20 protein-coding genes are annotated in these 26,424 nt (G+C 31.7%); 6 read left to right on the top strand and 14 right to left on the bottom strand.

All coding sequences use genetic code 11. The features are described from left to right. The first annotated feature begins 8 nt into the window (after positions 1-8). The gene (locus tag ACKTSU_RS10655) at positions 9-224 is read left to right on the top strand and encodes a DUF3820 family protein (RefSeq protein WP_408026627.1); all 216 of its coding nucleotides are present in this window, start codon (positions 9-11) and stop codon (positions 222-224) included. Here ACKTSU_RS10655 and ACKTSU_RS10650 read toward each other — a convergent pair. The 4 genes from ACKTSU_RS10650 to ACKTSU_RS10635 form a co-directional block, all read right to left on the bottom strand. Further along, complete coding sequence (locus ACKTSU_RS10650) at positions 204-584, bottom strand: ribosomal maturation YjgA family protein (RefSeq protein ID WP_408036367.1); 381 nt, start codon at positions 582-584, stop codon at positions 204-206. The genes ACKTSU_RS10655 and ACKTSU_RS10650 overlap by 21 nt on opposite strands. Before the next feature lie 64 nt (positions 585-648). After that, positions 649-2,034, bottom strand: coding sequence for a cell envelope integrity protein CreD (creD, locus tag ACKTSU_RS10645; protein ID WP_408036366.1), 1,386 nt, complete (start codon positions 2,032-2,034; stop codon positions 649-651). Positions 2,035-2,091: 57 nt separating this feature from the next. After that, positions 2,092-2,388: a winged helix-turn-helix domain-containing protein gene (locus tag ACKTSU_RS10640; protein WP_330487346.1), complete on the bottom strand. Its 297-nt coding sequence runs from the start codon at positions 2,386-2,388 to the stop codon at positions 2,092-2,094. Positions 2,389-2,419: 31 nt separating this feature from the next. Continuing rightward, entirely contained in the window at positions 2,420-3,028 is a 609-nt protein-coding gene (locus tag ACKTSU_RS10635; RefSeq protein ID WP_408036365.1) for a hypothetical protein, read from the bottom strand. 78 nt (positions 3,029-3,106) lie between these two features. Here ACKTSU_RS10635 and ACKTSU_RS10630 point away from each other — a divergent pair, with 78 nt between their 5' ends. Then, positions 3,107-3,475: a DUF1801 domain-containing protein gene (locus tag ACKTSU_RS10630; RefSeq protein WP_408036364.1), complete on the top strand. Its 369-nt coding sequence runs from the start codon at positions 3,107-3,109 to the stop codon at positions 3,473-3,475. Here the strand turns inward: ACKTSU_RS10630 and ACKTSU_RS10625 are convergent, their stop codons facing one another. Then, entirely contained in the window at positions 3,476-4,426 is a 951-nt protein-coding gene (locus tag ACKTSU_RS10625; protein WP_408036363.1) for a transglutaminase domain-containing protein, read from the bottom strand. A gap of 39 nt (positions 4,427-4,465) precedes the next feature. Then, positions 4,466-5,284 carry a 3-deoxy-8-phosphooctulonate synthase gene (gene kdsA / locus ACKTSU_RS10620; protein ID WP_273694014.1) on the bottom strand — a complete coding sequence of 273 codons (819 nt, stop codon included), beginning with the start codon at positions 5,282-5,284 and terminating at the stop codon, positions 4,466-4,468. Between the two features lie 67 nt (positions 5,285-5,351). Between kdsA and ACKTSU_RS10615 the strand changes: the two genes are divergently transcribed. The 3 genes from ACKTSU_RS10615 to ACKTSU_RS10605 all read left to right on the top strand — a co-directional run bounded on the left by ACKTSU_RS10615 (position 5,352) and on the right by ACKTSU_RS10605 (position 8,621). Beyond that, positions 5,352-6,350 carry a M28 family peptidase gene (locus ACKTSU_RS10615; RefSeq protein ID WP_408036362.1) on the top strand — a complete coding sequence of 333 codons (999 nt, stop codon included), beginning with the start codon at positions 5,352-5,354 and terminating at the stop codon, positions 6,348-6,350. Between the two features lie 168 nt (positions 6,351-6,518). Continuing rightward, complete coding sequence (locus tag ACKTSU_RS10610) at positions 6,519-8,003, top strand: S8 family peptidase (RefSeq protein WP_408036361.1); 1,485 nt, start codon at positions 6,519-6,521, stop codon at positions 8,001-8,003. Between the two features lie 102 nt (positions 8,004-8,105). Then, positions 8,106-8,621, top strand: a complete 516-nt coding sequence (locus ACKTSU_RS10605; protein WP_408036360.1) for a DUF4136 domain-containing protein — start codon at positions 8,106-8,108, stop codon at positions 8,619-8,621. A gap of 69 nt (positions 8,622-8,690) precedes the next feature. Here ACKTSU_RS10605 and ACKTSU_RS10600 read toward each other — a convergent pair whose 3' ends face one another. The 4 genes from ACKTSU_RS10600 to ACKTSU_RS10585 all read right to left on the bottom strand — a co-directional run bounded on the left by ACKTSU_RS10600 (position 8,691) and on the right by ACKTSU_RS10585 (position 19,351). Beyond that, the gene (locus ACKTSU_RS10600; protein WP_408036359.1) at positions 8,691-9,755 is read right to left on the bottom strand and encodes a phytase; all 1,065 of its coding nucleotides are present in this window, start codon (positions 9,753-9,755) and stop codon (positions 8,691-8,693) included. Between the two features lie 2 nt (positions 9,756-9,757). Then, positions 9,758-12,505, bottom strand: a complete 2,748-nt coding sequence (locus ACKTSU_RS10595) for a TonB-dependent receptor (protein ID WP_408036358.1) — start codon at positions 12,503-12,505, stop codon at positions 9,758-9,760. A 266-nt stretch (positions 12,506-12,771) separates the two neighbouring features. Then, positions 12,772-13,245 carry a hypothetical protein gene (locus tag ACKTSU_RS10590; RefSeq protein ID WP_408036357.1) on the bottom strand — a complete coding sequence of 158 codons (474 nt, stop codon included), beginning with the start codon at positions 13,243-13,245 and terminating at the stop codon, positions 12,772-12,774. A 40-nt stretch (positions 13,246-13,285) separates the two neighbouring features. Further along, on the bottom strand, positions 13,286-19,351 hold the full coding sequence (locus tag ACKTSU_RS10585) for an alpha-2-macroglobulin family protein (protein WP_408036356.1): 6,066 nt from the start codon (positions 19,349-19,351) through the stop codon (positions 13,286-13,288). Positions 19,352-19,536: 185 nt separating this feature from the next. Here ACKTSU_RS10585 and ACKTSU_RS10580 point away from each other — a divergent pair, with 185 nt between their 5' ends. Next, positions 19,537-20,889 carry a UDP-N-acetylmuramate--L-alanine ligase gene (locus ACKTSU_RS10580; protein WP_408036354.1) on the top strand — a complete coding sequence of 451 codons (1,353 nt, stop codon included), beginning with the start codon at positions 19,537-19,539 and terminating at the stop codon, positions 20,887-20,889. Here ACKTSU_RS10580 and ACKTSU_RS10575 read toward each other — a convergent pair. The 4 genes from ACKTSU_RS10575 to ACKTSU_RS10560 form a co-directional block, all read right to left on the bottom strand. Then, on the bottom strand, positions 20,873-21,958 hold the full coding sequence (locus ACKTSU_RS10575) for a nucleotidyltransferase family protein (protein ID WP_408036352.1): 1,086 nt from the start codon (positions 21,956-21,958) through the stop codon (positions 20,873-20,875). The two genes, ACKTSU_RS10580 and ACKTSU_RS10575, sit on opposite strands and share 17 nt — an antisense overlap. Beyond that, entirely contained in the window at positions 21,948-23,066 is a 1,119-nt protein-coding gene (locus ACKTSU_RS10570; RefSeq protein WP_408036351.1) for a hypothetical protein, read from the bottom strand. Before ACKTSU_RS10570 ends, ACKTSU_RS10575 begins: the two co-directional genes overlap by 11 nt. A gap of 65 nt (positions 23,067-23,131) precedes the next feature. Beyond that, complete coding sequence (locus ACKTSU_RS10565) at positions 23,132-23,302, bottom strand: hypothetical protein (RefSeq protein WP_408036350.1); 171 nt, start codon at positions 23,300-23,302, stop codon at positions 23,132-23,134. Positions 23,303-23,315: 13 nt separating this feature from the next. Then, positions 23,316-26,282, bottom strand: a complete 2,967-nt coding sequence (locus tag ACKTSU_RS10560; RefSeq protein ID WP_408036349.1) for a T9SS type A sorting domain-containing protein — start codon at positions 26,280-26,282, stop codon at positions 23,316-23,318. Positions 26,283-26,424 lie beyond the last annotated feature (142 nt).

The following is a 26,424-nucleotide window of genomic DNA, read 5'->3' as shown; positions in this document are numbered from 1 at the left end:
TATTTAAGATGATACCAGACAAACAGTTTTTAATCGACACAGCAAACATGAAAATGCCTTTTGGTAAGTATAAAGGAACGTATTTAATTGAAATTCCTGAATATTATATTGTTTGGTATAAAAACAAAGGATTTCCACAAGGAAAACTAGGCACAATGTTAGAGCTAGTTTACGAATTGAAGTTAAACGGACTAGAAGATATTTTACGAAAGATTAGAAGATAATTTACGAGTTAAAAATTTTTCTAAAAGTAAAACGGTGATAATTCCTAAGGTATAAGCTACCAAATCAACAAAACTAAAAGTAGCACCAAATATGATTACTGCTAATCGGTTATTTTCCAAACCAAGAAATTCTAAAAGAGGAGTTAACTGTAAAAATTCTACTGCATAAGCAAAAATAAGTACTATAATCCCAATAGTTTTGTTAGAGAAGTTAAAGAACGCTTTTACTAAATAAAAAAGTAAGATAACTACTAAAAAGTCACCAAAAGTATGTCTTATAAATCCTGAAGTTTGAGCTATTATAATTTCTAGCAAAAGAAGAAAGATAAAGGTAAGGAAGTGTTTTTGATAGAATTTCATATTCATATTTTTAAGCAAACTACCACATACATAATATGATAGTTTGCTTATTTATTACTGCTAATTAACCGTTTTGCCAATCTATTTTTCTTGAAGCATACATCACTGAAGCAAGAATAATAAATAGTCCAACACTGCCCACTAAAAGCGCATAATTTTCAAGCTGAATAATTACAAAAATAAAGGCATATAATGTGGTAAGGGAAGCTCCAATAAACAATGGAAATTTAACACCCTTTAAAATTGATTTCGAATACAAAGAAATTAGCAATACCACAGCTATTGATGCTATTAAATAGGCTTTTAAAAAGCTACTATGTTCAGAAATAGAAATGAGTAAAGTATAAAACATGGTTAAGGCAACACCAATCATTAAATATTGAAAGGGATGAATGGAAATTTTACTCATTGTTTGAATTAGAAAGAAAATTAAGAAGGTAAGTCCAATAACCAAAAAGCCATATTTAGCAGATCGTTCACTTTTTTGATACTCATCTACAGGAATCATAAAGTTTACACCAAAAGCATATTCTTTTAAGTTAGGAATTCCAGTAAAAGATTGCTGAGAAAAAGGTCTATTAATATCTAATATTTTCCATTTGGCATCAAAACCATTATCAGAGATTTTGTCGGAATTAAAAGGAAGGTATTCTCCAATAAAATTAGCTGTTTTCCAGTCAGAATTTATATGAACAGCTGTTTCTTTTCCAATAGGAATAAAACGAATTTGTTTACTACCATTGATGCTTAGTGATAGACTAAAGTTCGTGTCTGATTTTTTGGGAAGGTCTTCTTCATTTAAAAATTTACTTTCTAATTTATGAAGGTTTAAATAGTTGTAGTATGCTTTTTCATTACTATTATTATCCTCATATTTAGAAGTAAAAGCGTAGTTGTTTTTATTCAGTTTTATTTCAACTAAATTGTTTACTCCCTTTAAATTAGAAGTTTTAATAATTAAGCGAGCTTTGTTCCAAATAATATCTTTTTCATTAATATCTTTTTCACTAAAATCAGGTGTTGTAAAACTCCCATCAATGTCTATTTTACTATTGTACACAGCAGTTTTATAAATACCACGCTTTTTTTCTTCAGGATTAATGGATGATTTGATATTTAGTTTCTTCGGAAAAAAGTAAGCATACTTGATTTTTTCTTCGATTTCAGTTTGAGTTTCTTTTGTTTTTTGATTTCTAACAAACTTCTCTTTATAGGTTTTGTAAGGAACTTTTAAAATAGGACCATATAATAAAACCTCTTTACCCCATTTTTGATTGATTTCTTGTACAACTTCTTGCTGTCGATTAATTCGCTCAACAATTAAGCTTTTAATAAAAGATAAAGGAATTAAAAGGATGAGAATTAAAAAACCAATCATTAACATTCTGGCTGTGATTGATGTTTTTACCCACTTTCCGAATCTTCCGTTTTGTTTGTTTGATATTTCCATAGTTTGTTGTTTTAAAAGAACTTTGAATTTCAAAGTTTAATAGTAAAAAAATTATTGTTATTTATTTTTAATCAGTTTTTCTAAAGCATCAATATGTTTTTTAAACTCCAGTTTACCAAGCTCAGTAGCATAATATCTAGTGTTGGGTTTTCTTCCAATAAATTGTTTTTCTATCCTAATAAATTCAACTTTCTCTAAGGCTTTGGTATGGCTTGCCAAATTACCATCTGTAGCACCTAATAATTCTTTTAGGGTAGTAAATTCAGCATATTCATTAACCATAAGAACAGACATAATTCCCAGTCTAATTCTATGGTCAAAAGCTTTGTTTATATTTAGAATAATGTTTTTCAAAAAAGAAAACTTAAGAGTGCGAAAATAGTAACTATTTTCTATCGTGTTTAAAATACATGAGTGTTCCGTATATGATATGCATTACACCAAAACCTAGTACCCAAAACCAAAATCCGTAACCAGGTAATGAGGCAGCTATAAGCCCTAAAACGACTTCAGTATATCCTAAATATTTAATGTCACCGACAGTATATTTTGAAGCGTTTATCAATGCCAATCCATAAAAAATAAGCATCAAGGCTCCAGTTTGCCCATATTTTTGATGATTTAAAATTATAATAATGTAAATAGCCCCAGCAACTAAAGGGATAAGGAAGTTTATTAAAAGTCGTTTAGTTGTTGCATCCCAAATTCTTTCTCCATTTCTCTTTGCCTTCTTTGTCGTTAGAAGTATAGCTGTGGAGATACTTAAAAAACCTATCAATAATAAATCAAAAATTATTAGTTGAAAAACTTTACCATTTAGCATCAAATAACCATCAGAACTATTAGCAACCAACCAATATGCATAAGCAGCTCCAATTAAGGCATACATTCCTGCTAAAACACCAGATAAACCACTCAATGAAATAAATCGAGATGATTTATTCATTAAGTTTTTAATTTCTGATATGTCTTTTAAGTAATTTTCTGAATTCATTTTTAAAGAACTTTGAAAAACAAAGTAAGTTTAATTTTGTGAAACAAACAAATAAAATTTTAATGTACTTTTGAAAGAATGAAACCAGCCGAAGAATATATACTCAAACAACCCGAGCCGTTCAAGTCTATTTTACTGCACTTACAAGTATTAATAGAAAGTAATTTTCAGGATTTAGAACTAAAGTATAAGTGGAAAATACCTGTATATTATATCAACGGGAAACAGTTGTGCTATATGAATGCATCCCATAAAAAAGGATTTGTAGATGTTGGTTTTTGGGCAAAAGGTATTTTACAAGATTTTGATGCTTTTTTAGTTTCAGAAGGGAGAACGGTGGTAAAATCACTTCGTTATACTTCAGTTGAAGAAATTAATGAAGAGATACTACTACAAGTTATAAAAGAGGTAGCAAAACACAATCATAAAGGTTTTTGGAAGAAATAATTACTGAATCAAAAACTCAAGCATAATCTCTTTATCTATAATTAAAAATAACTGTTTGCTATTTTCAAGTGGAGTTGTTGTAACTGTAGTAATATTATTTTTAGTAGATATTTTATCAGGTTTTACAGCATATCGATATCCACTATATCCTAAGAAAATTGATTGATTGGGATGTAGGTTTCTGATTTTTAGTTTAATAGTAGCGTTTTTATTTAATATCCCTTTTAAAGGTGAAATTAACTCTAGGTCAGATTGTAAAAAAGAAGCATCGTAAATTGGCTGATTGTAAAAGTCTTTTTTAACCATTCTACCAACTCTTAACTGCCAAAGTTTTTTTTCAGGAAAATGTGTTTTAAAATATTTTTCTTTTGGAAAGTTGAAGTAGTATGCATTAAATAAGGGTTGCCATCTGTTATTATTTACAACTCCAGCTGCCCAAGTAGCATCAATATAAATCCATTTACCATTCAATTTAACAGCATTCCAAGCATGATTTGAGTTGGTTTTAGGATTAGCTATATCGTTTGAGGAATTTCTGATATATCCTTTTATAACTTCATTCTCAATTTGAAGTATAGAGCATGTTTTAGCAAAAGTTTGCGCATAGCCCTCACAAATGGCTTTTCGAGTCAATAAAGTTTCGTTAACAATATCGTCTTTTATAGCCTGTAGCTTTTCTAATTTTTCTTGCTCATTCCTGTACCTAAAGGAAATTCTTTTTTGCTTCGGGTTGTAATATCCTTCTAAATCATATCTAATATTATGAGCAAGCCAATAAAACGCAGCCTGTACTTGCTGTTCTTCAGTTTTAAAATCGTTTGCGATCTGCTGAGCTAGACGTTCTACTTCATTAAATTTAGGGTAACTATTAACTTTCTCTTCAATTAAAGAAAAGTCTTGTGAACTTACGATAGTAGTAACTAGAAAGAATAAAAAAAGAAGTCGTTTCATATATGAGCTAAAAACAATTATATGAAACAAAAACTGTGCCTATAAATTATTAATAGTTTTTCTAATGGTAACCAAATTGGTTAATAAACCTTCTAAATAGTCAAGGTGTAACATGTTGGCTCCATCACTTTTTGCATTAGCAGGGTCAAAATGAGTTTCGATAAATAATCCATCAACATTATTAACAACACCAGCGCGAGCAATAGTTTCAATCATATCAGGACGCCCACCAGTAACACCACTTGATTGGTTAGGTTGTTGTAATGAGTGTGTAACATCCAATACCGTAGGAGCGTATTCACGCATAGTAGGAATTCCACGGAAATCAACAATCATATCTTGGTACCCAAACATAGTACCTCTATCAGTTATCCATGCTTTTTGGTTTCCCGCATCATGAACTTTTTTTACAGCATGTTGCATAGCTTCAGGACTCATAAATTGTCCTTTTTTCAAATTCACAACTTTACCAGTTTTTGCAGCAGCAACTACTAAATCGGTTTGACGAACTAAGAAAGCAGGAATTTGTAATACATCTACATATTGGGCTGCCTTTTCAGCATCAGAAACTTCATGAATGTCCGTTACGGTAGGAATATTAAAAGTTTCAGAAACCTTACGTAAAATTTTTAAGGCTTTTTCATCACCAATTCCTGTAAAACTATCTATTCTACTACGATTCGCTTTTTTAAAACTTCCTTTAAATACATAAGGAATTTCTAATTTATCAGTAATGGTAATCGCCCTTTCAGCAATACGCATTGCCATATCTTCTCCTTCGATGGCACAAGGACCAGCAAGTAAGAAAAAGTTGTTTGAATCAGTATGTTTTATGTTTGGAATATCAGTTAAAGCCATCCTTAAAAATTTTCAACAAAATTAAGAAATTAAATTGGCTATATTTAGGCTTTTAAATAAATAAAGAATGAAAAAAGTTTTATATCCATTAGCACTTGTAAGTGTATCAATTTTACTGTCGTGTAAGCAAACTAAAAATACTAGTAGCGAGGTTGCTATGAATACTGTTGAGGTAACTCAGAAAAAAGAAAATAAAGAAGAGTTAATTGATTCTATTTTAGTAAGAAAACACTTATATACACTTGCTTCAGATGAAATGGAAGGTAGAAAACCAGGAACTGAGGGAATGGAAAAAGCAACTCAGTATATAGAAAATGAATACAAAAGAATTGGTTTAAAAACTTTTGATACATTAACTACATATCGTCAAAATTTTGAATACAAGGGTATTATAATGAGCAATATTATAGGCTTGTTAGAAGGAAAGTCTAAAAAAGATGAGTTTGTTATTGTATCTGCACATCACGATCATTTAGGGGTAAAGAAAGACGGAGAAGGGGATAGAATTTTTAATGGTGCGAATGATGATGCTTCTGGTGTTACCGGTGTATTATCATTAGCTGAATATTATGCTAAAAAAGGAAACAATGAGCGTAGTATTTTGTTTGTATGTTTTACTGCTGAAGAAATGGGGTTGGTAGGTTCTGAGTATTTTGGAAAAGGAATTGATGCGAGTAAGTTTGTAGCTGGAATTAATTTAGAGTTAATAGGAAAACAACCTAAAACAGGACCAAAAACTGCATGGTTAACTGGTTTTGATAAATCGGATTTTGGAAAAATAATTCAAAAGAATTTAGAAGGGTCAGGATATAAGCTATTTCCAGATCCATACCCTAAATTTCAATTGTTCTTACGATCAGATAATGCTTCTTTAGCACGTTTAGGGGTGCCGTCTCATACATTTTCAACCACTCCAATTGATATTGATGCTGATTATCATAAAGTAACAGATGAGGCTGAAACCTTAAATATGACTGTGTTAACAGAAACTGTTAAAGCAGTTGCTAGAGGAACTCAAAGTATTATTGAAGGAAAAGATACACCTACTAGAGTAAATATGGAGTAAACATATTGAAAACTTAAAGTAAAGAAGGAGCCATGAGCTCCTTTTTTATTGGGATTAGATATTTTTTTAATAAAATGTTAATTTTTCGTTAGTTAAATTAGTTAAAGTGTTAAAATTATATTAAAATTTTACTATATTCGAAAAGTTTTAATTTAAATCCCTTCAAAAATGAAAAAAACACTTTTAAGCCTAACGGTTGTTTTAACTATTATCTCATGTTCTAATAATGATGAAACATTAGATATAAAACAAGATCAAGATTTACTTACCAAAAAAGAAATCAATTCAAAAATTAAGGAATCTTTACAAAAAACAGGAGATTTTAAATGGATGTCACAAGACGCACATACAATATGGAGTGCAGTGAATCATGGAGAGAATATCTTAACTATAGGCTACGGTACTTCAAAAAATAACTACGCGAAGAGTGAAGAAAGCGCTAATATTAAAAATGAGTTACTAGCCTTAGTAAGAAGCTTTGAACCTACTTCAGCAAAAGGAGAAACGGAACTATATGTAAACGAAAATATTAATGTATTAGACATTAAAGTTACCAACAAGGAAACAATAAATGTCTTATTAAAAGACAGTAGAGTTCGTTATATAGAACCAGGAGGGTATAGTTTTTTAGAGTCAACTGCTCAAGCTAAATCAGATTCATCAGGTTCTTCAGGATGTGGCTATGGTACTGCAACTTTAAATACAAGTGATTATCGTACAGTATCACCAGGTGCTAGATTACCATGGTCTTTCGATGCACACAATATTTCACAAGCTTGGAATTACAGTACAGGATCAGGTGTAACTGTAGCGGTGGTTGATTCTGGTTTATCACCAGAGCAAAAATGGATGAATCAATATTTTAACGATGGATATTCATCGGGAAGAACAGTTCAGAAATATGGAACCTTTGTAGATTCTTGGTGGGCATGGTCTAATAATTATGACGGAGTAAATGACAAGTGTGGTCATGGAACAAAAATGGCAGCAGTAGCTACAGCTCCAAGAAATAATGATAATTTACCTGTAGGTGTTGCTTATAATGCAAACTTAGTAACGTATAGAGCTGTTGAAAATGTAGTAATTGACGATTACCATGAAAAAAGAGGTGTTGTTGAAGCATTAACAGCATTGGCAAATAGGAGTGATGTAAAAGTTATTTCTATGTCATTAGGTTCTCCGTTTAGTATTGGTAATGTATCAGATGCAGTAAAGTATGCACATAGCAAAGGAAAGATGATTTTAGCAGCAGGAGGAACGTCTACTTCGTTTACTACTTGGTATGGAGTAATTTTTCCAGCAAGTATGTCTGAAACTGTTGCGGTAACAGGTGTTAAAGAAGGACAGTATAGCAAGTGTGATGTATGTCATACCGGATCACAAATTGATTTTACGGTACAAATGCAACGAACTAACGGAACTGATAATAAAATTCCTGTATTGAGTTATTATGATGGTCAAGCAAATTATGTAGGAGGTTCATCTGTAGCAACAGCTACCACAGCAGGTATTGCTGCATTGGTATGGGCTAAAAATCCTTCTTGGTCAAGAGAACAAGTTTTACAAAAAATGAAAGAATCCGCTGATTTTTATCCGAATAAACATTCAGAGTTTGGATATGGAAATATTGATGCTCTAAAAGCAGTTCAATAAAAATCAACTAACTAACCTTAGAAAAAAGTCTCGTGTAAACGAGGCTTTTTGTATTTTTATGAGGTATAGTTTTTGATTTAGTACACTGTAAAGAATTTATATATGAAGTATTACAAATATTTTTTTCTGTTAGTTATTATTGGCTGTTCCTCTTCTAAAGTAGTATATGACTACGATAGCCAAACAAATTTCAGTCAGTATAAGACCTTCAATTTTTTTGAAGATGCTGGTAAAGGTTTAAATGAGTTGGATATAAAAAGGGTTACTTATGAAATAACGGCTGCCCTAAAAGCTAAAGGAATGCAATTGACTGAAAACCCAGATATGTATATCAATATTTTATCTGAAGAACGAGAATCAGTTAATAGAAATACGATAGGTGTTGGCTTAGGAAGTGGAGGAAGGAATGTTGGTTTTGGAATATCAGGAGGTATCCCTATCGAAAGTAGAAAAATTAATCAGCAATTAACCATTGATTTTGTTGAAAGTAAATACAACCAGTTAATATGGCAAGGAATTGCTACTAGTGAAATAAGAGAAAAAGCTACTCCGGAACAAAAGAAACTACATTTTCAAAAAGTAATTGGTAAAGTGATTAATAATTATCCACCGAAATAAGGTAGTTAAAAAAGCCTCTTGGTTTTACCAAAAGGCTTTTCAAATTACACAACAAACACACTATGTATACTAATCTAAATTTAGATTTTTAGAAATTTTTAGCCAATCAATGATTTTAAAATTTTGATGTAAGCTGTCCTTACCTTGGGTATTAGCACCATCTTGTGCAATAAAGAATCCTTTAGGATATTTCGCGCCAAAATTAACAGAGGTTACATCAATTCCGTCCGTATCGTAGGTACCGTCAATAGCACCATCTTTTAATGAAAAGCTTCCTAGGTATTGATTGCTAACTCTATCGAAAACAGCATAACTGTTATTTCCTTGTGACGATAAAATAATATACCCTTTTCCGTTTCCAGCATCGTATAAGGTAACCCCTTCAAAATCATCTTTCATATTCAAGTCGTTGGTGCTGATAACCTTTACACGGTTGTTTTCAGCATTGGGTTCAGCATCGTATTTCCACAAAGCTTTGTTCTCTTCTCCAATATATACTTTGGCATGTACATCATCGGCAACAATACCTTCTCCTTGACTTCCTAATGAAAATTCACGGACTAACTTGGCATCAATTAGAGTGTTGTTTTCAAACAATTCCCATTGCTCAACACCGCCTTTTTTACCAACCATAAAAACATAAAACTTGTTAGTTTTAGGACTTTTATACATTCCTAAACCGTATACTTCTTTTAAGTTAGAAGTTATTTTTCTAGCAGCAACATCTTCTAGTTCACCTGTTGATTTTACAATTAGTATAGAAATAGTATTGTAGGTCCTATTACTGGCGGTAACTACCGAAACTTTTTTTCCGTTTAATAAGAATCCATCACGAATATCAACATTATTTACACGTCCTATTTTATAAGAATACAAACGTTCTCCTTCTAAATTATAAACTTCTAAACCTTCTTTTTTGTTTGTACCAATTATGGTTGATTTTGTTACATCAACAGGGTTTATCCATACACACGGATCATCAGCAGCGTCGTCAAAAGAAGTAACAGGATCTGTTTCAGCATCAGCAACTAAAGCTACTACTGGTTTAGCTTGCGGGTTTTGATGTATTATTTTTTCAACTTTACAAGCGCTTAAAATAAGGCAAGTAAGTATTATTCTGTATACTTTATTCATTCTTAAAAATTGTATTTTAAACCAGCATTCCAGTTATAGTTATAAAACTCAGCTTGCATTGTTTGATGCTTTGCTCCTTGGTAAAAGCGTAATTCTTGATTGGTTAAGTTTTTTGCTTCAGCAAAGATTTGTAAGTTTTTAGTAATACGGTAAGAAGCATTTAGGTCTACAAACAATTGTTCGTCATAAAATACATCCGTAAAAGCATCGTCTCCGTATTCAAAAATGTAATCATCAGCAAAGTTTAAAGAGGCTCTAATGGATAGTTTAGAACTTTCATAGGCCAACGATCCGTTAAACATGTTTTTAACAGCACCAGCCAAAGGTAATCCATCTTCTCTATCAGCAATTCCATCTGTTTTAGAGTCTGTATAGGTATAGTTACCATACACTGTTAAGTTTCTTAAGAAACCAGGTAAGAAGTTTAACTTACGTTGTAAAGCAACTTCAAAACCATAAATTTCGGCAGTACCTCCGTTGAAAGGTCGTGTAACATCATAGGTTTCTGTAACACCCCCAATGGTAATTGGTTCTTCAGTAACTGAATTGTAAATAAATTTATCTAAATCTTTGTAAAAAACTCCTGCTGATATAATACCTACATTACTAAAGTAGTGTTCAAACATTAAATCAAAGTTCATCGCTTCAGTAGGATCTAAATTAGGGTTTCCATACTCAGCTTCAATATCATCACTATTAATGTTTCTATAAGGTACTAAATCGTAATAATTAGGTCTCGCAATTGTGTTTGTCCAAGCAGCTCTAACAATGGTGTTTTTATCAATATTGTATTTTGCTTGTAAGTTTGGTAACCAGTTTGTGTAGTTTCTAGTTCCAGATGTTTTAGTTACGTCGCTTAAATCTTCAGCAGTTTCAACATCAATAGCAAAACCATTGTAGTCAGTTGTTGTTTTTTCAACTCTTACACCGGCAATAAAAGAAAAGTTATTATTGATGTTTTGTTGCAACATTCCATAAAAAGCATAAATATTTTCGTTTGCATTGTAGTTTTCAGGAACAAATTCATCTAGTACAAGTTCACCTCCTTTTAAGTTTAAACTTCCTAAAAATTCTTTTGAAACAAAAAGCCCTGATTTATAATCATCGCCTGCTAAATAACCATTAATAGTATAGTCTTTAGTAGTAGTGGTATTCATGGTTGGAAATTGATCTTCTAAATCATATTCATAAAAATTATTGTCTCTTACTTTTTCTTTGTATTTGTGCTTAAATCCAAATTTTAAAGAGTTTTTATAAGCTCCTGTAGCATTAATTGGAACTAAAACATCAAAATTAGAACTGATTTTACGCTCTTGTGTAAATCCTTGTTGTTGCGTTACTTCTTTATATTCAAAAGTTGAAGGATCGTTAAAGTTATTGTTTGTTGGACGTAATACTGGGAAGTTTGTTCGAGAGAAGTCTTGCATAACTTCAATGTCATCATTTTCAAAACTAATATAACGTTCGTCTGGACGCTCTTCTTTTGCTTTAGCAGTTCCTGTTTTCCAGTTCAACTTAATGTTCCCAAAAATAATATGTTCTCCACCTACAGATATATTATAAGTGCTCTGACGCTCTAAACGTGTGTTGTCATTCGTATCATTGTTGATACCTCCTTTAGTTTGACGACGCACTTCAGCTTTTGATAATCCTGTAGCATCTGGTTCATCTATTTTTCTAAAACGCACTCTATAACGGTTTTCATAGTCGTTTCTCTGATTGTACATTGACTTAAAGAAAAGCGTATTGTTATTGTCAGGTGTCCAGTCTAAGTTGGCGGAAACACTCATTCTATTTCTTTTTACATCGTAACGTCTAATATCGTGTTCACCAATGTATGTTTTGTTATTTTCTTTTTCCCATTCAAACTCAACATTATCTGAACCATAATCGTTAGAGTTATAAGAAGCATTGATAACATACCCTAGTTTGTCTTTAAAAGTTCTGTTGGCAACTAATGCAGAAACGTTATAGTTAGGCGTATTTCTTACAGGATTTTGTCCGTAAGAACCAGCAACGAAAGCCCTAAAAGTAGTAGGAGCAGAGCGTGTAACTAAATTAACGGAACCACCAATAGCGTCTCCTTCCATATCAGGAGTTACTGCTTTGTTAACCTCAATAGTTTGAATCATATCAGAAGGAATTAAGTCCATTTGAACTCTACGATTATCTCCTTCAGCAGACGGAATTCTATCACCGTTTAAGGTTACCGAGTTTAATTGAGGGGCTAACCCACGGATAACAATGTCTCTAGCTTCACCTTGGTCGTTTTGCATAGAAATACCAGGAACACGTTTTAAGGCATCTCCAATATTAGCATCAGGAAACTTTCCTACTTGATCGGCAGAAATAATGTTGGTTATATTTTCCTTGTTTTTTTGTTGATTTAAGGCTTTGGCTTGTCCTTTACCAATACTTCCTTTAATAACAACTTCATCCAATCTATCTATTTTAGGTGTTAGAGAAAAGTTTTTAGATTGAATGTTGTTTGTAAGCGTAATGGTTTCTGTTAAGGTTTGGTAACCTAAGAATGATATTTGAACTTCATAGCTTCCTATTGGTAAATTTAAAAGTTCGTAGTTTCCATTAAAGTCGGTAGAAAATCCAACTTGTAAAGAAGGAATGCTAATCGTAGCTCCAGGTAAAGGTTGATTGGTTTCGTCTAAAACTCTCCCTTTTAAACCAGATTTGTTTTGTGAGTATCCTAAAATACTTACAAAGCAAATAGTAATTAAAATTAATTTTTTCATTTTGAAATCTTTAGTGAATTATCCACGGCGAAATTATTTATGATAACTAGCAACCAGATTTCAATTTTGTTAGTAAAAAATTATTAAAACTTATACTTAAGGTTGATTATATGTTAATTGGTTGAGGTTTTTATAATGTTTAAGTGTTCTTTATTTAAAGTAAAAATTACTTTATAAAAACATTTGATATTTAATTTTAGAAGTTTTACAATAAAAAAAGCCTCCAAGATATCTTGGAGGCTTTTTTTATTGTAGTCTAGCGTTTTTTAGAATTGGTAACGGATACCTATACCGAAGTCAGAGTTAAAGTCTTTATAATAATCACCGAATCCTATATCAGGTCTGTAATCTAAAGAAATCATTAATGGAATATCAAAATTATATTCGATTCCAATTACACCAGAAACAAAAACGTATGTTTCAGATACATCAATATTCTTCGCGCTCCAGTGTCCTAAACCACCACCAGCACCAGCGAACCAGTTAAAACGGTTCTCTAACTGCCATACCCATTGGTATAAAGCTGTGGCTTTGAATCCATCATAACCACTACCATTTCTTAAACCTAAGTCAAGTTCTAAACGATTGTTATCGCTTAATCTACGTTGGTAAGAGATTTCAGCTCCAAAACCATCGTTATCTCCCAAACGAATACCAATAGCATTATCAGAAATTTCTTGGGCATTTGCTGTAAAAAACGAAAGGGTTAAAAAACCAATGAATAAAAATAATTTTTTCATAATTTTTAATTTAATGTTATGTGTTGCTAAGATAGTTATTTTATTTAATTAGTAATCTTTTTCCTTTTGAATGACTAGTGAATTCAGGGGCATACATACTTTGGATTGTGGTAATTCCATTGCTAAAGTTTCCTGAATTATTTACACGTACGTCATACTCAAATACATAGATTCCTTTAGGTAAACGATCAAAAAAGAAATTTGTTGCAGCATCTTTTGTACTTTCATAATAGCCCAAACCATCTAGCCATTTGTATTGTGATAATACGTTAATTGGCTCAACACCACTAGCTCGCATATCTTTCATATGAACGAATTCCATGTCTCTATCTGAACGAAGTTCTATTCTAACGGTGATTAAGTCTCCAATTTTTAGCTGGGTTTCTTTGGTGATTTCTTGTAGTTTTTTTCCTGTGTCAGTGTTGATTTTTTTGAACAGTTTCTTATTCAAATTTAACGGATTTTTAACAGAGGTAATCTTATCTAAATCTTCAAAATATTGCCAATATAAGCCACCCCAAGCAATACCTTTTCCTTTTTTTGTGATGTTTACTTTACTCATTTCAGGAGTAATTTCAGAACCATTCCAAGAGGTTTTAAAATAGCCAGTTCCAGCTTCAATTTTAGTGTCCTCCAACTGCGTCGGATTGATAATTTTATTTCCAATAGTTATATCTACCATTTCAGTTACTGAAATCCAATCACTACCTTGTAATAATAATGCATATACAGCTTCAGTAGTTGCTTTGGTAGTTTGCCAACGATTGGTTTGCTTGTTTTTTAATAACCAGATTTTTAGGTTATCAATGGTTTCTGTGTTGTTTTCAATTTCTGAAAAAGCTTCGATTAATAAAGCTTGTGTTTCAATAGGTGCTTGATACCAATACCAACTAGGTTTGTTTTCTTTCCAATACATCCCTAATTCTTCTGAAGTAATGCTGTTTTCTTTTAAAGAAGCTATAATTTTATTAGCTACGGAAGTATTTCCACTTCTAAATTGAAGCAAGGCGATTTGTCCTTTTCCGTATAAATTGAATTCTTTCCAATAGTTTTCTGTTTGATTTTTATAGTATTCAACAGCAACTTTGGTTTTGTCACTCATATTAATGTCTTTATAAAAAGAACGCATGTATAAATACTGAATGATAAAATAACTCAGGTGGTTTTTTTCTAAGTACTCTTCGTATTTCTTTTGCCCTTTTTCAGCTTTAATACGTTCAGCACTTTCTAATAACTTTTTATAAACTTCTTTAATTTCTAGATCTAAAAAGTGAACTGATTTTTGAACCATAGCTGTAGTTGAATTGTCAAAATCGACTACTCCCAATTTTTGTAAATGTCCGAAACCGGTAGCAATATGATTGGTAATAAAAGCATTCGGATAATCGCTACCCTTAAACCAAGGGAATCCCCCATTGCTTAGTTGCATTTCTGCTAATTTGTTGATTGCTTTTTGTTGTTCGTTTTTCATTTTATTTAAATCAAACAACAAGGCAATGCGTTTCTTTTGTTCTGTTTCTGATTGTGCATCTCGTAACCAAGGAGTTTCTTGAATGATCAAGGATTTTAATTCTTGATTTTTTTCTAAGTTGCTCAGCAAAGCATCAGAAGATTTCCACGCATTGAATACTTCTTGAATTCTCGGATTTGAATTTGCAATATGACTTGCCAAAGTGTTTGCATAATAACGAGCAAAGGTTTGTTCGCTACATTCATATGGATACTCCATTAAATAGGGTAACGCTTGTACAGCATACCACGCAGGGTTAGAAGTAACTTCTAAAGTAAGTTTGTGATTTTTTAAAGAGCTAGAAGCATTATTTTTTAATTTATCTAATGTAAATGTTTTCGTTTCATTTAAGCGAACCCAAATAGGTAGTGTTTCGGTAACCAACATTCGGTTAGATAATACAGGTAATACATTTTGTTCTCCATCAGAAAAATCTCCTGCTTTTGCAATTACTTTATATTGAATAGCTTGATAAGTATCAGGAATAGACAGGTTCCAAGAAACATGTGTGTTTCCATTTGAATCAACATTAAAAGGTTGATTTTTTAATGAATTAGCTAGCAAATCAATTTCCTTTCCAGTAATTGCGTCGGTTAGTACAAGTTGAGCTATACCTTTTAAGTTTTTATCAGAGATATTAGCAATTTTAGTACTGAAAGTAATTTGATCACCTTCTCTCAAAAATCTTGGTGCATTAGGTATCACCATTAACTCTTTTTGGGTAACAGTAGTCAATGTTTTTGTAGCGGATTGTAATTCTTTAGTATGAGCAAGTAATTGTAATTTCCATCTTGTTAACGATTCAGGAGTGGTAAAGCTAAAGGTTACATTTCCATTTTTATCAGTAGTTAAATGTGGATAGAAAAATGCTGTTTCTTGAAGGTTTTTACGAATTTGAACTCCTTCTAACGAAACTTTTTTTTCTTCTTTTTCTTGTTTTCCTAATCCTGTAACTACAACTTCTTGTAAGTCAGCTTCCGTTGATTCGATAATTGTTTCTTCAACTTCTTCTTCAACTTCAACAACTTCTAATTTTCTGGTAGTATTTACAGCGCCTCTTAAAAAAACATTTCTGTTTCTTCCGAAGCTAAATCCAAACCAATTTAAGCGATCGTATTGTTGCGTTGAATAATACCTGTTAGGGTAATTTATATTAAAAATCCTGAAATGTTCATTGCCAAAACTTTGGTAAGCATTTGCATTGCTGCCGTAAGAATAATAGGTTGAAGTTGTAATTGGATTGAATTGCCAATTATGTGCTTTGAATTCATCTAATGAAGCATCGTACATGCTCGCCAATACTTCTGCAGCTACTTTGTTGTTTTTATCATTTTTAATGGTGAAACTCCAAGTTTCTTCAGCTCCAGGTTGTAGTTTATCTCTAAATGTATTGGTTTCAATGGTAATTGTTTCTTGTTTGTTAGGTACAGAAATAGGAATCGTTCCGCTTACAAAACTGTTATAATTCACAAAGTAGTATTTGATAGCAAACCCATCAATATCTTCTTTTGTAACTGGAATTTTGATTGTTTTTAAATCATTATTTAAATGAATAAGTTTTGTTTTTACAATTTGATGATTCTTTTCTATTTGAATAACCACAGTTACATCTTTTGAAGCAGAACCAATTTGTAATTCTACATTATCACCTAGTTTGTAACTCGTTTTATCAGTATTGTAAACAAATAATTGATTATCAGTTACACTTTTCTCAGCTCTATTTGTAAATGTAAAACGAGTTTTATCGGTAACAATTTGTCCAAATTTATCTTTAGAGTTTAATATGATAACATACTTTCCAGAAGTCCATTTTGAATAATTTTTTAAGATAATTTCTTTTGATTTTTGCGTGTCAAAAGCTTGTTCAAAAACCAATTTTCCTTGTTTCCAAGTTGCAGGATTTTCTTCTTCTTTGGTATAAGCATCGTGTGGAAACAACTTTCTAAAATCAGCTTCTGAAATATCTTGATAATCAGGAGTGCTCCAAGGTCTGCTACGTAACGGACTTTTAGGCGCTTGTAGTTTGTATATTTTAAGGTTTCCTTCCGCAGGAACAAATTCTCCATTCAAATTTTTACTTGAGATTTTAAGGGTAGTTTCTTTATCTGATTTGTCTATTGTTGAAGGAGCTACTATTGAAGTAAGCAAGGAATGATATCCAACTTTTACGATAGAAGTGGCAGAACGAGTTTCGCCATTAATATCGGTAACATCAGCAGTTACTTCATATTCAAAAACAGGAAGATTTTCTTTGTTTACACTTTCGTCTGGAAGTGCTTTAAAAGTGATTGAAAAGTATCCTTGGGCATCAGTTGTCAATTCTCCATGCGTAATTTCTTGTGCTTCTGAAGTAAATTGAGGTCTACGCCAATACCACCAATTAGGATATTGCACTTTACGATGCACTCGATATACTACTTTAGCATCGGTAATGTTTGCTCCAGAAAATGCTTTGGCGAATCCGTTTACTGTAATGCTGTCGTTTACCTTATAAGTTTTAGTGATAGGTTTAAACTCAGTTTTAAACTTAGGACGTTTGTATTCTTCAACTTGAAAAGGGAAAAAGTTTAGTTGATTTTCTATGCTGGTTCTAATAGAACATTCACCAGTTAATCCATTGTTGGGAATAATAAATGTTCCAGAAAATGACCCAAATTCATTAGTTTTTAATTTTAAGTCTGTAATATTATTTCTTGAAGCATCAACAACTTTTATGTTTACATCTTTGTTAGATATGAGATTAGAATTGTTTTTAGAAAATTTAATGGAAATGCCTTTAAAATATACAGTTTGACCAGGTCTATAAATACTTCTGTCTGTAAAAATAAAAGATTTAATATTTATAGAATCATCATCATTAACATCAGATGTTTCGTGGTATTTGTATAAGTAATAATTCCCAAAAATAGCAGAATCATCTTTTGTAGTTACCGTAATATATACATTGCTAAAGTTGTCGTTACTTTTATAACTAGCAAAACCATTTTTATCGGTTGTTAATTTTTTATGAATTGATTTTCCGTGTCTACGTTGCTTGTTTTGTAATAATAATTCAGCATTTTTAATAGGTTTTCCAGTATTTCTATCTACCACTTGGTAGGTTCTGATACCGTTATTGTTGTTTTCAATCAATACTAGATTGGTTACTTGTAAGTTGGCGGTAGCGTATAGGTCAGCAGTGTTAAAAGTAGCATTTTTATGCGCTACGATTAAATAATTCCCCTGAGTTAATTTTGGAACAACAACTTCAGTCGTATGTTGTAAATAGTCTTTTTCGTTTCGTAAAGCACTATTCCAGGAAGCAGTTTTTTGTAGTTTTTTTATAAAGTTGATTTTCTCTTCGTCTTTATAAATTTTTTGAAGTTCTTCTAACTGCTTAGGAGTAATTTTATAAGCACTAAAATGCAGTTTATCAATGTTGTTGTAAGTAACTAATATTCTTGAAGGCTTGTTTATAGGAACAAATTTTTCTGAAAGAAGAGTTAATGATTCTAATTTGATTTGTTGCAGTAAAGTTTTACAATTTTTAGCAGCAATACTTTCAGGAAATTGTTCAATTACTTTATTACAAATAGCTAAAGCTTCTCGATTTTTAAAACGAACATCTTCGTTTTTATTAGCTTGAAATGAATTGGCTTGTAGAGTGTAAATCCTAGCAATTTCATATTGATATAAACCACTTACTTCGTTGTTTTTATAGTTGTTTGCTGATGTTTTTAAGGTTTGTAGCAACAACTCTTGTTTGTTGTTAAAAGTAGCATGCTGATTTACAAAATGAAGTCGTTGTATATCGGCATCAACCAAAGCATCTAGATTATTGTTTTTTAAATGAAAAGAAAGTAGGCTTTGATAAATTTTTAAAGCATTGAATTGTAGTGATGAATCATCTTTTGTAGTGAATTTTAGGTTTGAAAATGTTTTAACATCACTAATATATTTTGTTTCATCAATTTTAAATTGATAGACAGGTTTTGTTATGCTGGTTTCTGTAGTTTTATAAAACTCTAAGGCATTATGCGCTAAAAAATCGAATAGGGTAGGACGAAATTTTTTAGAATCTTTAACAGCATGGATAATTTCTCCAAACTCATATATGTCTACTTTTTGAAGCAGTGCTTCATTCTCTAAAGAATTTTGATAATGACAATGAATTTCAGTAAAAAGCGTGTCTAAATCCCATGTTCTAAAATCGTTTCCATCAACTTTTTGCTCCGTTTGTGTTCGATTGTAAAACTTCCATTTATTTTGATTGAAGTATTGCCAATACAAGTTGGCTAAAATATTTTCGAGCACATTTTTAGAAGGAAAGCTACTTTTATCAATTTGTTGTTTGAATTGATTGATGATTTTCAATTGCGCGTCTTCCTCTAAAGTCAATGAATATTTACTTTTATAGAATAGCGATTTTATAATTTGAGGTGAGTTGTTACTTTTTTCTGCCTTTTCATAAATACTTTCAACAACTTTTAAAGCTGATTTAGGCAGATTATCCAACTCAAATTGATTTACTTTTTCCCATAAATCTTTGTAGTTTTCTTGAGCGTTTACTGTGGTTGAAAATAAAATTAGTAGCAAAATAGAAGTCAATTTTTTCATAACACGATTTTTCATTTATAGATACAAAACACCAAAAAATGACGATTTATTACAAGTTAAACTTTGTAATAATAGTATTTGAGTGAGTGTGTGCAACTTTTCAATGAGTTTAAATTTAAAGATACTTAAAATTCTTACTTGGTTTTGTATTTTTGGGTTTTTATACATTACAGATAATTTACTACATGAGAATTCATTTTATAGCCATAGGGGGTAGTGCAATGCATAATTTAGCCATTGCTTTACAACAAAAAGGATACCAAATAACAGGAAGTGATGATACGATTCACGATCCATCAAAAACTCGTTTAGCTGATAAAGGGTTGTTGCCAGAAGAGTTTGGTTGGTATCCAGAAAAAATCACTAACGATTTAGATGCTATAATTTTAGGAATGCATGCAAAAAAAGACAATCCTGAGTTATTAAAAGCGCAGGAACTGGGAGTGAAAATTTATTCGTATCCAGAATTTTTATATGAGCAATCTAAAGATAAAACTCGTGTAGTTATAGGTGGTTCACATGGAAAGACTACTATAACTTCTATGATTTTACATGTGTTGAATTATCATGAAAGAGAAGTAGATTATATGGTAGGTGCACAATTAGAAGGCTTTGATACGATGGTGCATTTGACAGAGGAAAATGAATTTATTGTGTTAGAAGGTGATGAATATTTAAGTTCGCCGATAGATATACGTCCGAAGTTTCATTTATACAAACCGAATATTGCTTTGTTAAGTGGAATTGCGTGGGATCACATTAATGTATTTCCAACATTTGAAAACTATGTAGAACAATTTAAGGTTTTTACTGATTCTTTAACGAATGGAGGAATCATGGTATATAATGAGGAAGATGATGTTTTAAAAGAAGTGGTAGAAAGTTCTACTCATCCGATAAAGAAGTATCCATACGATACTCCTGATTATTTTATCGATAACGGAACAACTTATTTAGAAACTTCTGAAGGAGATTTACCGTTAGAAATTTTTGGAGATCATAACTTACAAAACTTAGCAGGAGCCAAGTGGATTTGTCAGCACATGGGAATAGATGAAGATGAATTTTATGAAGCCATTGCTAGTTTTAAAGGAGCAAGCAAACGATTAGAAAAGATTGCTGAAAACTCTTCATCAGTAGTGTTTAAGGATTTTGCACATTCACCATCTAAAGTAGCAGCAACTACAGCTGCGGTTAAGAATCAATATTCAGATAGAACTTTGTTAGCATGTTTAGAATTACACACCTATTCAAGTTTAAATGCTGAGTTTTTATCAGAATATAAAGGAGCTTTAGATAAGGCAGATAGAGCAGTGGTGTTTTATTCTCCTCATGCAGTAAAAATTAAACAGCTAGAAGAAGTTTCTGAAGCACAAATAGCGAATGCTTTTGAGCGAGATGATTTGATTATATATACTAATCCGCAAGAATTTAAAGAGTTTTTATTCAGTCAAAACTTAGAGAATACAGCTTTATTACTGATGAGTTCAGGTAATTATGGAGGGTTAGATTTTGATGAGGTTAAGGGCTTGGTTTAAAACCAAGCTTTCTTTTTAGCCAATTAACATCAGTTATTTTAGAGTAAACAAATAAAAAATAAGATTTATTAAATAGGGCTTTGAATAAAATTTGAAGTCTAGATAATAATTTTAAGTAGAGGCTTAACATCTTTTTCTTGGTTTTATTAGAGCTACTTGGAGTTAAGCTTTGTAAACAATCTTTAATGTATTGCTGACTTTTGTTGTCTGAAGTGTATTGTAGGTTCTGTGGTTTAGATAAAATAAAACTGTATAAATCTAAACCAGCATTTAATTCTTTAGATAGGTTTGTGTCTGTAATTATAGTTTCAGGTTTTAGTTTGTTCCCTAGAAGAAAAACATCATAAGCTCCTCTTAAGCTGATGCCTTTAAGAAAGTAAGCATTATCATTAATCAATTTAGAAAATACGGTTAGCTTGATTTGATTTTCAATTGATAAAACAGTAATGTTATTAGTTGTTAATAAAGAGTCTTTAACAGTTTTGTAGTTGAAAAATGTAGCCTTTTCTTTTCGTAACATGTCTTTATGAATTTCAATAGCCCCAATTTTTTCAGGATGTGTAATTCTAGGTATATGCCTGTGATCATCAAAAAGCTCAGAAACTCTATCAGTATAGCCGTATTTTTTTAGGGTATTAAAAGTAGCTTCAACATGATTTTTATCAACTAAAAAATCAATATCGCCCACCATTCTTTCAGCAATATCTTCATAAAGTCCTTCAAGTAAATTTCCTGTTCCTTTTAAAAAAAAGGGAGTGATGTTGTTTGAGAGTAAAAGCTCGTTGATTTCTATAGCTTCTTTTATAATTTGCTGATTTCGCTCTCTGTTTAAGTCAGTAATGTGTTGCATGTACTCGACTAAATCAGTAGGTAAGTAGTGTAAAAAATCAGCTCGTTTTAAATTGCAATACAATGCAGGAAACACATAGTGAGTTGTACTTACTTTAACTACAGTATCCCAATCAATCAATCCTGATTTAATTTTTTCTTCAACTAAATCTCTATTCGTTTTTTCGTGAGTAATAGTTAGACACTTCCCAATAAATAATAAAGCTTCTTTATAAGTCATCAGCAAAGATTTTTTTTACAGTTGAAATCATTTTCTCATTATCAGAGTAAGTTAGCTGATAGAAGGGTAACTTTTCAAACCAATTTAAAAAAAGTTTAGCATTTTCAGGGAGGGGAGATAACCACGAATCAGGTACTAATTGTTCAAAAGCTGTAATGTTTGAAATTTTATTAATTATTAAATCACTATTTTTTTGATACTTGATAAAAACTAAGGCTTTACAAGGAAGTTTTAAAGAGTAATTTTTGTTGTTGGTAGGTAAGTACCGAACAATTTTATTAAGTTTTTTAAAATGATACTCAGCAGATGTTTTTAATTCAGGATAAATTGGAAGTAGTGTTTCTAAACTGTTTTTTTTAATAGATATAGCAGAAGGAAAACTATGTACATTTAAAGAGTTGTCAACAGGTACAAAATCATCGGCTAAACAAGTAAATCCATTAGCTTGTAATAATGCTAATGAAGTACTTTTTCCGTTGCCAGAATCTCCTAAAAATAGAATAACATTATCACCATCGCTAACAGCAGATGCGTGAAAAGTACCTATCCATTCATCTTCATTTTTTTGATGTATTTTCTGCACTAACTCCATTGAAAACTTTCCTTGAAAAAAATGAACTTCATTTAAATTCCAAGTATCGATAAGAATATCATCTACCGAAAAAGAAATAGCATTATCGTTACTGTATACTTCAAACTGGTGGTCGATACTAGTAGTGTTTTTAATTTCTAAATGAGTAAATTTTGGATGTATTAAGAAAGCTTCCGCATCAGAAGCGTAGCTTACTTTAAAGTATAAATTGTTTATACTGTAGTATTTTACAACTTCAAAAGTTTTAGGTTTGGTTACTGGCGGTAACTTTTTATTGTTTTTTTCTTCTGAAGAAACAAGTAAAGTCTCAATATCTGCAACAAGGTCAATTGCTTGTTGAGAAGGTATGTTAACTTGCTTAGTTATTTGAGAAACAATTTCTTTTTTGCTGATTTTTTTGTTTAAAAGAGATAGTGTTTCGGCAACCAAAGGTTCTACAACAAGATATTCATTGTTGTCTTGGAACCAGATAATGCTTTTATCTTCAATGTTTTGTCTAATTGTATTATTCTTCATAACTTTTTAAAGTAAAAGCCTCGATAAATCTATCGAGGTCTTTTAGTATAGGTATTTAAATAAAATTAGAAATCTTGACCAGGATCTTCAGGACTTGCTGCCTGTGCTTTTTGCGGATTTAAAATCATATAGGTTCCTAAAGCTGTTAAAGCGGCATATTTACTGTAGCTTCCTATCTTCTTTAAAGCTTCTTTTCTAGTTATGTCTTTGTTGTTATGTTTAGTTTGTTTTTTCATAATTCTTAATTTTTTAGTCTAAAATAATTTTAGCATTCGTTTTTATAGAATCTGAAACTAACTCAACAAGGTAAACACCTGAAGCTAGTTTTGGTGCTGAAATTTCAGTATAACCATTTGAGTTAAAAGTGGTATTAAAAACTTGTTTACCTGATAAAGAGAACATTTTTAAAGTAGCTTTTTGATTTTGAAGCCCTTTAACTATAATGACTTGACTGTTTTTAGGTTTAAATAATTCTATACCTTTTGTTTCATTAGGTAGGTTTGGACTTAAGTTTTTAGCACTTGTGTGTAGATAGAACTGTCCTGTACTATTAGAATTTTTACTAAGCGTAGTAGTATAGTTTTTTTCAGACAAATTAGTGAAAGTGTTATTGTTTCTATCTTCTAAATATACTTTAAGGTTATCTGGTAAGTTTTCAAAATTCACAGAAAAAGTTATTTCTTCACCAGCATTAGCTCTTAAACCAATAGGAATAATCATCTTTTCATAATCATTATTGGGTAATGTTTGAATAGCTAATTGTTTTCCTTGATTATTTGTGAGTAGCTCAGTAAATACAGCTAAGCCAGAAGTATCTTCTCCAAACATTTTCGAGTCATAACTTCTATCATATCCTGTAGTTTTCCCTGATATATAAAAGACTTGCGTAGATCTCTTGATTTCGTTATTATTAACAGATAGCTCAATTGAAGGAATAGGTTCCTGCTTCATGAATGTATCTGAATTTTGATGACTTTGGTTTGAAAAAGCAAAGATAACATTGTTGCTTGCTGCAGCTTCCACGAAGAAAGCTTGACCAGGAGCAATTTCAATTGGGTTAGCTGCGTTTCGGGTAGTGTATTGCGTACCATTCCATAACCAAATGGTCTCACTAGTAAGTATAGATGAGTTTGCAGCTGTAAAACTAGCAGAATTAATATATGATGTATACGGGTTCCCTACAAGGTTGTAATTAGTTCTACTACCTGTAGAAATAGCTTTAGCAATATTAGAGGTATTAGCTGTTCCACTGATTGAAACCTCTCCGGGAGTAGCTAACTTAATAGAAACACCTGTTCCATTAGTTATTGTTCCTGTATTACCACTTTGGACATATAACCATGCAGGCCCAGTAATATTGCTATAAGGAGCTAATCCTAAATTACCACCAGTTCCAGAAGCCAAGGTATGGTTAGCAATAATATCCTCTAAAGTTTCACCAGCAACAGGAGGTGATACTAAGTACCAGTTTGTAGTTGGTAAGCTTCTTTTATAAGTAACAGTACCAGTAACAATACTTTGTGGTATGAAAGAAGCTCCATTGTTAATTGTTAAAGAATTAAAAGTAACAGCTGATGAAGCTGTTGGGTAGTTTGTTAAGCTAGATGGGATAATAACATTAGCATTGGTTGGAGGAACTACACTAGGATTCCAGTTTGATGCTGTATTCCAATCGTTATCAGTTGCTCCAGTCCAAGTAACAGTTTCTATACCAACAAGAACATTGGTGGTATTACCAATACTGTTTAATGTTAAAACAGCATCGTTAGAAACAGCATCTTTTAACGTTCCTCCATTTGCTGCTAATGTACCAACAGCTATACCGTCAGTATCTGAATCTCCCGATTGTATTGTGTATCTAAAAACTAAAGCACTTGTTCCGCTTCCGCTTAGGTAAACTGCTTGACGCGTATTTGCTCCAATAGTAATAGCTATTTGTGGAGTTCCACCTGTAGTGTTAACAGTTACACTTTCATCAAAATTTACAGTAAAATCTAAGTTTTGACTTGTAAGGTAATTACCGTTTGCGGGAACACTAACACTTGTTACAGCTGGAGCAGCAGCATCTACTAAAACCGCTGATGTAGATCCCACACTGTTTAAAGTTAGGATAGCATCTTTACCTCCTGCATCTTTTAAAGTGCTCCCATTTGCAGCTAACGAACCAACAGCAATACCGTTAGTATCAAGATCTCCTGTAAGAACAGTATGTCTAAAAACTAAAGCACTTGTTCCGCTACCGCTAATATAGGTTGCTTGGCGTGTAGTAGCGCCTATAGTAATAGCTATTTGCGGTATCCCACCTGCAGTATTTACAGTTACATTTTCATCAAAATTCACAGTGAAATCTAAATTTTGTCCTGTTATATAAGTAGCATTGGCAGGTACATTCACACTAGAAACAGAAGGTGCAACTGCATTTGAAATCACAGTTGTTGTGTTGTCTGTATCATTAGCAGTACCATCATTAATAACTACTGTAAAAGTGGTGGTTTCTGTTGTTGCTGTTCTATTGTCTGTTGGATTAAAAGATAAAGCTCTTAGTTTTGTTTGTAAATCAGTAGGTGTAGTACTAGCTATAGTATAAGGACCAGCACCAGAAAGTCCCGTACCTGTTAATAATCCTTTTGCATTATTATCTAAAGTAATAGTTGCTGATAAGTTATCTCCATCAGCATCTGTGGTTGTAATACTAGAAAAAGGAGAAATTGTACTATTATCATTTACATTTTGACCTGAAGTTGCTCCGTCTATTACCGGGGCTGTGTTTGCTACGCCAGCGGTAGTAATATCAAAAACAACTGTTCCCATATTTCCAAGTCCATAACCTTGGGCAAAGTCTTTATTTTGTATGCCAGATATAGTAACACTGGTAGCCGTAAAAGATGCTGAGACACCACTAGTATTTGTTCCTGTAGAAGCTCCAGAATTAAATGAAGCTCCTGTTATACTGCTAAAAGTTCCCCCAGAAAAGTTAAAAGTTATTGAGCTTACAGCAGATATTACAGTACCATTTCTAGCTCCAATAATTATTTTATCACCATCTACATCGACATAATAATTTTCTCCTGAAACTTTAAATTCTACATCATATGTTGCTTGTGCTGGAGTTGCATCAAGTGATTGATCAGAACCATTAACAGTTTTTGTTTGACCTAATTCTACAAACTCGACTGAAGCGCCTGAAAGAGTTTGTGAAAAACAAGGAACTGACATTAGACAAAGCATAATAAAAAAAGCAGGAGATAGCCTTTTTATATAGAAAACATAAGTAGTTTTTTTCATAATTTCCAGATTGATTCAATAAGATAAATAGATAAAAAAATACTCTTATCATGAATAAGAGTACTTGTAGACG

This window comes from Tenacibaculum aestuarii (assembly GCF_964510395.1).
GTDB classification, from domain to species: Bacteria; Bacteroidota; Bacteroidia; order Flavobacteriales; family Flavobacteriaceae; genus Polaribacter; species Polaribacter aestuarii.
Note: the sequence above shows the minus strand (reverse complement) of the source record. Positions and strands in the feature narration are given on the sequence as shown.